General features: G+C 69.9%; 2 protein-coding genes. Both read left to right on the top strand.

Features of this window, described 5'->3' with window-relative positions; genetic code table 11:
• The first annotated feature begins 181 nt into the window (after window positions 1-181).
• Window positions 182-4,066: a phosphoribosylformylglycinamidine synthase gene (gene purL / locus VG561_RS14340; RefSeq protein WP_111205448.1), complete on the top strand. Its 3,885-nt coding sequence runs from the start codon at window positions 182-184 to the stop codon at window positions 4,064-4,066.
• A gap of 439 nt (window positions 4,067-4,505) precedes the next feature.
• Window positions 4,506-11,687, top strand: a complete 7,182-nt coding sequence (locus VG561_RS14335; RefSeq protein WP_423179713.1) for an ESPR-type extended signal peptide-containing protein — start codon at window positions 4,506-4,508, stop codon at window positions 11,685-11,687.
• Window positions 11,688-11,711: the final 24 nt, after the last annotated feature.

Below are 11,711 nucleotides of genomic sequence, written 5' to 3'. Positions count from 1 at the left end.
GGTTTACGGCGTCCCCCGCCACCGGACCCACCCCGCCACCCCACGGGAACCCTGCTTTTGCTTTGGCCGTTGCTGTTGCCGTTGCCCTGGCCTCGGCGGGTGCCGGGCGCCGCCCGGCCAGAGCCCTTCCCCCGCTTCCGGTACAATGTCGGGCCCGTTTCCCAACTACGGTTCCCCGGACATGATGGTCCTCGAGGGCGCGCCCGCCCTGTCGCCGTTCCGCCGCGAACGTCTTGAATCCCGCCTGCAGTCCATCGCTCCCTCCCTGCGCATCAGTGGTGCCTGGCACGTCTACTTCGTGCAGCCCGAAGGCAGCGCCGCCCCCGACCTGACCACCCTGTGCCGCATCCTCGAAGCGGCGCCGCAGGCCGAAGCCGTGGCCGACGGCGCGGTCAGCCGCATCGTGGTGCCGCGCCTGGGCACGCTGTCGCCGTGGTCGAGCAAGGCCACCGAACTGGTCCGCGGTGCCGGCCAGCCGGTCAGCCGGGTCGAACGTGGCCTGCGCATCGACGTGCAGGGCTGGCCGGCCGATGCCGCCGCCCAGCAGGCGTTGGTCAAGGCGCTGCACGACCCGATGACGCAGTCGGTGCTGGAGACCGTGGAACAGGGCCAGGCGCTGTTCTCGGCACCGGCCCGGGGTGAACTGGAGCGCGTGCCGGTGGACCAGCTGGAGGCCGCCAACCAGCGCCTCGGCCTGGCCATGGCCCAGGACGAGATCGACTACCTGCGCGAGCGTTTCACTGCGCTGGGCCGGTCGCCGTCGGACGTGGAACTGATGATGTTCGCGCAGGCCAATTCCGAGCACTGCCGCCACAAGATCTTCAACGCGAGCTGGACCATCGACGGCCAGGAGCAGGACCGCTCGCTGTTCCGGATGATCAAGAACACCCACCAGCAGACTCCGCAGCACACGCTCAGCGCGTACAGCGACAATGCCGCGGTGATCGAAGGCCATCCGGCCTCGCGCTATCGCCCCGATCCGGCCAGTGGCGAATACCGCCGCGAGCCGCAGGTGCCCAGCGCGTTCCAGATCAAGGTGGAAACGCACAACCACCCGACCGCGATCGCGCCGTTCCCGGGTGCCTCGACCGGTGCCGGTGGCGAGATCCGCGACGAGGGCGCGACCGGCCGTGGCGGCAAGCCGAAGGCGGGCCTGACCGGCTTCTCGGTCTCGCACCTGCGCATCCCCGAGCTGCCGCAGCCGTGGGAAGCGCCGCGCGCGCTGAACCCGCGCATGGCGCCGGCGCTGGAAATCATGACCGACGGCCCGCTCGGCGGCGCCGCGTTCAACAACGAATTCGGCCGCCCGAACCTGCTCGGCTACTTCCGCAGCTTCGAGCTGCCCGAAGGCGCCGATCTGGTGCGTGCATACGACAAGCCGATCATGCTGGCCGGCGGCCTCGGCGCGATCGACCGCGTGCAGGTCGACAAGATCCCGCTGCAGGCCGGTGATGCGGTCATCGTGCTCGGCGGGCCGGCGATGCTGATCGGCCTGGGCGGCGGCGCGGCCAGTTCGGTGGCCTCCGGCGAGAGCGCCGAGGACCTGGACTTTGCCAGCGTGCAGCGCGACAACCCGGAAATGGAGCGCCGCTGCCAGGAGGTCATCGACCGCTGCGTGGCGATGGGCGCCAACAACCCGATCAAGTTCTTCCACGACGTCGGTGCCGGTGGCCTGTCCAATGCCATCCCCGAACTGCTGCACGACTCCAAGGTCGGCGGTGTCATCGACCTGGGCAAGGTGCCCACCGATGATCCGTCGCTGTCGCCGATGCAGCTGTGGTGCAACGAGTCGCAGGAGCGCTACGTGCTGGGCGTGGCCCAAGAGCGCCTGGCCGAGTTCGCCGCGCTGTGCGCCCGCGAGCGCTGCCCGTTCGCTGCCGTTGGCGTGGCCACCGCCGAGGAGCACCTGGTGGTGGCCTACGGTGCCGTGCCGGGCCACACCCCGGCCGATGCGCCGATCGACCTGCCGATGGACGTGCTGTTCGGCAAGCCGCCGAAGATGCACCGCGACACCGCGCACCCGCCGGCACCGCGCTGGCCGGTGCTGAAGACCGGCGGCCTGGACCTGCAGGAAGCCGGCCTGCGCGTACTCGCGCACCCGACCGTCGCCTCGAAGAACTTCCTGGTCACCATCGGTGACCGCAGCGTCGGTGGCCTGACCGCGCGTGAGCAGATGGTCGGCCCGTGGCAGCTGCCGGTGGCCGACGTGGCGATCACCCTGGCCGACTTCGATGGCGTGGCCGGCGAAGCGATGTCGATCGGCGAGCGCACCCCGCTGGCCCTGCTCGACGCCGCTGCGTCGGCACGCATGGCGGTGGGCGAAGCGCTGACCAACCTGTGTGCGGCCCCGGTCGATGCGCTGGATGAAATCAAGCTGTCGGCGAACTGGATGGCCGCGGCCGGCCATCCGGGCGAAGACGCACTGCTGTACGACGCGGTGAAGGCGGTGGGCATGGAACTGTGCCCGCAGCTGGACATCAGCATCCCGGTGGGCAAGGACTCGCTGTCGATGCAGGCGCAGTGGCACGACCAGGGCGAAGCGCACAAGAGCGTGTCGCCGGTGTCGCTGGTGATCTCGGCGTTCGCGCCGGTCGCCGACGTGCGCAAGCAGCTGACCCCGCTGCTCGACCGCGACGTGGACAGCGAGCTGTGGCTGATCGGCCTGGGTGCCGGCAAGCAGCGCCTGGGCGGTTCGATCCTGGCCCAGGTGCACGCCGACCATGGCGATCTGCCGGCCTTCGCCGGTGCCGCTCCGGACCTGGACGATCCGCAGCGCCTGCGTGGCTTCTTCGAGCTGATCCGCGATGCGCGCCAGTCCGGCCTGCTGCTGGCCTACCACGACCGCAGCGACGGTGGTGCCTTCGCCGCGCTGTGCGAAATGGCCTTCACTTCGCGCCTTGGCCTGGACATCACGCTCGATGCCTGGGGCGATGATCCGTTCCGCAGCCTGTTCAACGAAGAACTGGGTGCGGTGGTGCAGATCGCGCGCGAAGACCGCGCTGCGTTCGCCGACCTGGTCGAACGCCACGCACTGACCGAATGCGCACAGCGCATCGCCAAGCCGACCACCGCGCCGGTGGTGCGCGTGTCGCTGGGTGGCGAGAACCTGGCCGAATGGCGTTGGGACGCACTGTTCGACGCCTGGTGGTCGGTCACCCACGCGATGCAGAAGCGCCGCGACAACCCGGCCAACGCCGATGCCGAGCGCGAGGTCGCCCGTGCCTTCAACGCACCGGGCCTGAAGCCCAAGCTCAGCTTCGACCTGAACGAGGATGTGGCGGCACCGTTCATCAGCACCGGTGCGCGTCCGCGCGTGGCGGTGCTGCGCGAGCAGGGCGTCAACGGCCAGATCGAAATGGCCAACGCCTTCGAACGTGCCGGCTTCCGCGCCTTCGACGTGCACATGAGCGACCTGATCGAAGGCCGCGTGGCGCTGCAGGATTTCACCGGCCTGGTCGCCTGCGGCGGCTTCAGCTACGGCGATGTGCTCGGTGCCGGCCGTGGCTGGGCCACCTCGATCCTGGAGCGCAGTGCGCTGCGTGATGCCTTCGCCGCGTTCTTCGCGCGCGAAGACAGCTTCGCGCTGGGCGTGTGCAACGGCTGCCAGATGATGAGCCAGCTCAAGAACATCATCCCGGGTGCCGGACACTGGCCGCAGTTCCGCCGCAATGCCAGCGAGCAGTTCGAAGCCCGCACCGCGCTGCTGGAAGTGGTGGAATCGCCGTCGATCCTGCTGCGTGGCATGGCCGGCTCGCGCCTGCCGGTAGCGGTGGCGCACGGCGAAGGCCAGGCCGTGTTCGACAACGCCGTCGACCAGGCTGCCGCCCGCGTCTCGCTGCGCTACATCGATGGCCATGGCAACGTCGCCAGCCAGTACCCGCTGAACCCGAACGGTTCGCCGGACGGCATCACCGGCCTGACCAGCACCGACGGCCGCGTCACCATCATGATGCCGCACCCGGAGCGCACCCCGCGCGCGCTCAACCTGAGCTGGGCACCGGCTGAATGGCAGGGTGATTCGCCGTGGATGCGCATGTTCCGCAACGCGCGGGTGTGGTGCGGCTGATCGCATCGTTCCGCGCAGGCCGCAATGCCACCGCGTATGGAAAAACCCGCCGCTTTGTCGGCGGGTTTTTCTTTGTGTGCGTGAAATTGCTGATCTGGCCGCTAGTTACATCCGTTTTCATGCGCCAGCAGTTCGTCACGTATGTCTAACAAAATGCCTTTATAAACACGTGAAATAGTGAACTGCTTCACGGCAATAGGATTTGTCGTGTCAAAGTCTTGACGATCTGCAAAGTTGCCGTTAACACTTGAACCCCGTTTCAGAATCATTCATTTCGCAGTAACCGGTTGGCGCACGCGCTCGGTTTTCTGTCGCTGCGCGCCGTTCGGCAATACCCCGCAGTAAATCACGCGAATAAACGCCCCCAGGGGACGTTGGGCCGGAAAGCCCAGCGGTGGCGTTGCTTTGCCCAAAACCAGTCCAATCAGGAGCCGTACCGATGAATCGGATTTATCGCAAGGTCTGGAACAAAGCACTGGGTCAGTTGGTGGTGGCCTCGGAACTGGCCTCCTCCGACAGCAGCAGTGGCGGGGTCGTCGACCAGCGCCGCGATGCGACACAGGCCACGCCCGCACTGCTGGCGGTGGCACTGGGCCTGGTATTGGGGTTGGGCATGAGCGGCAGCGCGACGGCACAGTCGGTGCAGATCGGCGGCAGCGCCACCTGCGTTGCATTCAGCGGCAAGCTGCTGGAAAAGTGCCTGATCGAAGGCTCGGCCACGGCCAAGGGCAGCAACGCGGTGGCGATCGGCAGCAACAGCAATGCCAGCGCCGCCAACAGCGTGGCGCTGGGCGCTGGCTCCAAGGCCACGCGGGCCAATACCGTGTCCATCGGCGATGCCGGCAAGGAGCGGCAGATCACCAACGTGGCTGCTGGCACGCAGGGCACCGATGCGGTGAACAAGGCGCAGCTGGACGCGCAGGCGCGCGCCACGCAGGCCGCGCTGGCTGATGTCGCCGCCGATGGAAACCGCTATTTCAAGGCCGACGGCGCAGGCGATGACAGCGACGCGGCGAAGATCGAGGGGCAGGGCGCAGTCGCGGCCGGCGCCGGTGCACAGGCGCTGGCCAACGCCACCACCGCCATCGGAACCCAGGCCATTGCCGCCGGTCTCGGCGCGAGTGCCTTCGGCCAGGGCGCCCTGGCCATCGGCGATGCCAGCGTGGTGGTCGGGCAGAGCGCGGCCGCGTTCGGGCTTGGCGATACAGCCGTCGGCGCCAGCGCGTACGCAGCCAGCGAGAACGGCGCGGCCACCGCACTCGGTGCGTTGTCCGAAGCCACTGCCGATGGCGCGACGGCCGTCGGCGGTGGTGCCGTGGCGATGGGCCCGGGCAGCACCGCACTGGGCCGCGGCGCCACTGCCGCCAATGAAGCATCGATCGCGGTGGGGGCGTTCAGCACTGCCGTGGGTGAGTACAGCACCGCGCTGGGGTCCAACTCGGCGGCGGTCGCCACCGGCAGCGTGGCGCTGGGCGCCGGCTCGCTGGCCGACCGTGTCGACACCGTGTCGGTCGGCGCCGCCGAATACGGCCTGACCCGGCAGATCACCAGCGTCGCGGCGGGCACCGAAGACACCGACGCGGTCAACGTCGGCCAGTTGAAGGGCGTCGCCGCCGTGGCCGATGCCACCGCCAAGCGTTTCCAGGCCACTGGCAGCAGCAACAGTGATGCGGGTGCATTGGCCGAGGGCGACGAGGCGCTGGCGGCTGGCGAGGCGGCCAACGCCATCGGCAACGGCACCACCGCCGTGGGCGCGGGCGCCAATGCCGTCGCACAGAACGCGACCGCGGTGGGCAACAACGCACTGGCCTCAGGTCAGAACAGTGCCGCGTTCGGCAACAACGCGCAGGCCAACGGCCCAGGCAGTGTCGCCGTCGGTGGTGCTGCGGTGGATGCCGATGGCAATCCGCTGATCACCAGTGGCGGCGTGCCGGTGGAAACCGGCGCCACCAGTGCCGGTGTCGGTGGTACTGCGGTGGGTGCGAGTGCCGAGGCCGGCGGTTTCGCCGCGTCTGCCTTTGGCGTGGGCGCATATGCCGCCGGCGCGCAGTCGTCCGCGTTCGGTGCGGTTGCCAATGCCATCGGTGATTACTCCACCGCGCTGGGTACGCAGAGCAATGCCACCGGCACCAGCAGCGTGGCCATCGGCGGCCCGGCCGATCTGATTCCAGGCCTGGGCTTCTTCGTGCAGACCCAGGCCAGCGGCGAAGCGTCGACCGCCGTCGGCGCCGGTGCCATCGCCAGCGGTGATCGCGCGGTGGCCAACGGCAGCCTGACCGAAGCGTCCGGCGCCGAAGCGACTGCGGTCGGCTACTTCGCCTACGCACCGGGCGAGAACGCCAGCGCGCTCGGCGCGCAGACCTGGGCCAGCGGCGCGCAGAGCACCGCCGTGGGCTACTACGCCACCGCACGCGGTGCCAACAGCGTTGCGCTCGGCGCCAACTCCGAAGCGGTGCGTGCCAACAGCGTGGCCGTGGGCAGTGCCGGCAACGAACGGCAGATCACCAGCGTCGCCGCGGGCAGTGAAGCCACCGATGCAGTGAACAAGGCGCAGCTCGACGCGGTGGCCAGCACCGCCGACAGCACAGCGCGCTTCTTCCAGGCCCAGCCGGAAGCAGGCAGCGATGCGGGTGCATTGGCCGAGGGCGAAGGTGCGGTTGCGGCGGGTTCGTCGAGCAATGCGATCGGCGCCGGCGCGATTGCACAGGGCGCAGCAGCCTCGGCCATCGGTGACGACGCCGTGGCGGTGGGTCGCAACAGCAACGCCACCGGCAATGGCGGTGTTGCCATCGGTGGCCTCGGCCAGGCCTACGACGAGTACAACCAGCCGATCATCGGTGCCGACGGTACGGCACAGCAGGTCGGCACCACTGCCGTCGCCGACGCCACAGCGGTCGGCAGTGGTGCGCAGGCGACCGGTGCTGCCAGCAGTGCGTTCGGCAACGCCGCCAGGGCCAGCGGAGACAACAGCTTCGCGGCCGGCGGCAAGTCGCGTGCGACCGGCAGCTACGCGGTTGCGGTTGGCGACAGCGCCTTCGCCAGCAGTGACGACAGCACCGCCGTCGGTGGCTACAGCTGGGCTACCGCAAGCGGGGCGAGTGCGTTCGGTTCCGGCGCCTGGGCAACGGCCACCAATGCCTCGGCATTTGGCAACGCGGCCTGGGCCAGTGGCAGTGGTGCGACCTCCATCGGTTACAACAGCTGGGCCAACGGCACCAGCTCCACCGCCGTCGGTCGCGGCGCATTCGGTTATGGCGACAACAGCGTGGCGCTGGGCTTCCAGGCGCTGGGCAACAGCCTCAACAGCATCGCCATCGGCACCAACACGGTGGCCGGTGGTGAAAGCGCGATCGCGCTCGGTGCCGGCAGCAACGCCAGCGCCAGCAACGCCGTCGCACTGGGCGCCGGCTCGGTCGCCAACCGCGCCCGCAGCGTTTCGGTCGGCAGCACCGGCAACGAACGCCAGGTGACCAACGTCGCCGCCGGTACCCAGGCCACCGACGCGGTGAACAAGGCGCAGCTGGATGCCGTGGCGGGCGCGGCAGCCACCACCAGCCGCTTCTTCCAGGCCAGCGGCAACGGCGGTGATGTGGCCGGTGCACTGGTGGACGGTGACAACGCGCTGGCCGCCGGTGATGCGGCCAACGCCATCGGCAACGGGGCCACCGCACTCGGCAGTGGCGCCAACGCGCTGGCCAGCAATGCGCAGGCACTGGGCGTCAACGCCCTGGCCAGCGCCGCCAACGCCAGCGCGGTCGGTGCAAATGCGCAGGCGACCGCTGAATACGCAACCGCGCAGGGTGCGGAAAGCGAGGCCAGTGGCGAGCAGAGTGCGGCGTTCGGTGCGGCCAGCATCGCCAGCGGTGCTGGCAGCACCGCGACCGGCGTGCTGTCCGAAGCCTCCGGCGAGGAGGCGGTGGCAGTGGGGTACTTCAGCAATGCCAGTGGCAGCGGCGCCACCGCGGTCGGCAGCGAGAGTGTCGCCAGTGGCACCGCGTCGGCAGCGTTCGGCATCGGTGCCGAGGCGACCGGCGGCTACAGCACCGCCATCGGTGGCTATGCACAGGCCTCGGCCTTCAATGCCACAGCCTTCGGCAACTTCGCCAATGCCTCCGGCTCCAACAGCGTGGCGCTGGGCGGTGATTCGGAAGCCTCCGGTGCCTACAGCACCGCCACTGGCCAGGGCAGCCTGGCCACCGGCACCAACAGCGTCGCCGTCGGCGGATCGCTGTTCGGCGTGCTGGCCACCGAAGCATCGGGCAACTACTCCACCGCCGTCGGTGGCGGCGCCTGGTCCGGTGGCATCAACAGCACCGCGCTGGGCAACGCCGCCGAATCGCGCGCTGCCAACAGCGTGGCGCTGGGTGCCGATTCGATCGCCGACCGCGACAACACCGTGTCGGTCGGGGGCGGTGGCAACACCCGCCAGATCACCAACGTGGCTGATGGCACGCAGGGCAATGATGCGGTCAACAAGAACCAGCTCGACGCCGTAGCCGCCGCAGCGGAAAAGACCAGCAGGCAGTTCCAGGCCAGCGGCAACGCCGATGGCGAAACAGGGGCACTGGTCGAGGGCGACAACGCGCTGGCGGCCGGCGATGCGGCCAACGCCATCGGCAACGGGGCCACCGCGCTGGGCAGCGGTGCCAACGCGCTGGCGGCCAACGCCACGGCCGTGGGCATCGATGCATTGGCCACCGGCAACAATGCGGCGGCGCTGGGCAGCACAGCGCAGGCCAGCGGTGAAGACAGCCTTGCGCTCGGCACCGGTGCCAGCGCCAGCGAGCTCGGCGCCAGCGCGGTCGGTGCGCGTGCACAGGCCAGCGGTGCGTACAGCACGGCAACCGGCACCGAATCCAACGCCAGCGGCACGCAGGCCCTGGCCAGCGGCTTCCGTAGTGCCGCCTCTGCCGATGGCACCACTGCCGTCGGTGGCTATGCCGAGGCCAGTGGACGCCTCGGCACCGCATTGGGCTACGGCTCGGCGGCCAGTGGTGCCAACACGACCGCCGTCGGCTTCGGTGCTGCTGCAGCCGGTACCGGTGCCGTGGCGGTGGGTCAGTCCAGCGAGGCCAGCGGCGAGGAGAGCGTGGCCATCGGTGGCAGCACCTTCTTCGGCCTGATCCCGTCGCGTGCCAGTGGCACCGGTGCGGCGGCGTTCGGTGCCGGCGCATGGGCGACCGAAGACTACGCCACGGCAATCGGCTGGAACTCGTGGGCCGCCGGCAGCAATGCCACGGCCCTGGGCGCCAACGCCACCGCCAACGGCAGCAACAGTGTCGCCCTCGGTGCCGGCTCCAAGGCCGACCGTGACAACACCGTGGCCGTCGGCAAGGCCGGTGGCGAACGCCAGGTGACCCATGTGGCAGCCGGTACCGAAGCCACCGACGCGGTGAACAAGGGCCAGCTGGATGCCGTTGCCAGCGTCGCCGACAGGACCAGCCGCCAGTTCCAGGCCAGCGGCAATGCCGATGGCGAGGCCGGTGCCCTGGTGGACGGTGACAACGCCTTGGCCGCCGGCAACGCGTCCAACGCCATCGGCAACGGTGCCACCGCGCTGGGCAGTGGCGCCAACGCGATGGCCGCCAACGCCACGGCGGTAGGCGCCGACGCCCTGGCGACCGGCAGCAACGCGGCGGCACTGGGTACCAACGCACAGGCCAGTGGTGTCGACAGCGTGGCCGTGGGCAGCGCTGCCCGCGCCAGTGAACTCGGCGCCAGCGCTACCGGCGCCGGCGCCCAGGCCAAGGGCGCCTACAGCACCGCCAGCGGCGCGCAGGCCACGGCCAGCGGCACGCAGTCGCAGGCCAGCGGTTTCCGCGCCACTGCCTCGGCCGATGGCGCCTCGGCGCTGGGCAGCTACGCCGAAGCCAGTGGTCGACTGGGTACTGCGGTGGGCTACGGCAGCAAGGCCACCGGTGCGAACGCCACCGCGGTGGGTGTCAGTGCCAACGCTTCGGCGGCCGGCAGCATCGCACTGGGCGCAGGCTCGGTGGCTGATCGTGCCAACACCGTGTCGGTCGGCAGTGCCAGCAGTGATCGTCAGATCACCCGTGTCGCCGCCGGTACCGAGCGCACCGATGCAGTCAATCGTGGCCAGCTCGATGCGGTCGCGGCGACCGCCGATGGCACCGCACGCTACGTCAAGGCCAGCGGCGCGGGTACCGCCAGTGCCAGCGGCAGCGATGCCGCAGCGATCGGTTCGGCCGCCAGTGCCAGCGGCGCACGCAGCAATGCGCTGGGTGCCAATGCGATGGCCATCGGCAACGGTGCGCTTGCACTGGGCAACAGTGCCGGCGCGTCCGGTGCGAACTCGGTGGCACTGGGTGCGGGCTCGCGTGCGCTCGATGCCAACGTGGTGTCGGTCGGTGGTGGCAACGGCACCGATGGCCCGGCCGCGCGCCGCATCGTCAATGTGGCCGACGGCCGCATCGCCGCCGGCAGCAGCGACGCGGTCACCGGCTCGCAGCTCAACGTCACCAACCAGCGCGTGGGCGCCGTGGAAACCCGTGTCGGTGATTTCGACTCGCGCATCGCCACGGTCGAGACCACGGCGGCCAGCGCCGTCGGCTATGACGACGCCAGCCGTGACCGCCTGACCCTGTCCGGCTTCCAGGGCACCACCATCGACAACGTCGGCGCGGGCAACATCGCCGCCGGCAGCCGCCAGGCGATCAATGGCGGGCAGCTGTTCCAGTCGCTCAGTGATGCCGCCAGCTTCCTCGGCGGTGGTGCCAGCGTCGGCATGCAGGGTGTGTTCGTGGCGCCGAACTACGTGATCCAGGGCGCCACCTACAGCAATGTCGGCGATGCGCTGGGCGCGCTGGACCGCAAGGTCAGTGAGATTGACCGTCGTACTGCCGGTGGCACGCGTGCAGGCGCGTCCAGCCTGCGCGCAATGAGTGCTTCGCTGGATGAAAGCCCGCAGGCCAGCGTGGCCGACGCACCGGCAACGGCCGATGCCGCGCCGGCCAGTACCGCACGCGTGCAGGGCACGCCGACGGTGGCCGCGGCGGGGGCGGGCATTCCGGTCGGCACCCCGGCCACCGGCTTCAACGCCGTGGCCATGGGCGATGGCGCGGTAGCCAGCGGCGCTTCGTCCACGGCCATCGGCCAGGGCGCCAGTGCCACGGCGGCAAATGCCGTGGCGCTGGGCCAGGGCTCGGTTGCCGATCGTGCCAACACGGTCTCGGTGGGCAGCGAAGGCAACGAACGCCAGGTCACCAACGTCGCCGCGGGCACCACCGCCACCGACGCCGTCAACAAGGGCCAGCTGGACCGTGGCATGGCGACGGCGAACAGCTACACCGACAGCCGCGTCCAGGCCGTTGCCGACAGCTTCGATGTGTTCAAGGGCGAGATCGACGGACGCCTGCGCCACATGGACCGCCGCATCGACCGCCAGGGCGCGATGAGCGCAGCGATGCTCAACATGGCCACCAGTGCCGCCGGTATCCGCACCCAGAACCGTGTCGGCGTCGGCATCGGTTTCCAGGGTGGCGAGTCGGCGTTGTCGCTGGGTTACCAGCGTGCGATCAGCGATCGCGCCACGGTCACCTTCGGCGGCGCCTTCAGCAGTGACGACAGTTCGGTCGGCGTCGGTGCCGGCTTCGGCTGGTAAGCCACTCCATCGCGCCGGCGGCCA

The organism is Stenotrophomonas sp. CASM110 (assembly GCF_049384345.1).
Classification (GTDB): domain Bacteria; phylum Pseudomonadota; class Gammaproteobacteria; order Xanthomonadales; family Xanthomonadaceae; genus Stenotrophomonas; species Stenotrophomonas muris.
This window is presented reverse-complemented; position numbering and strand designations above follow the sequence as displayed.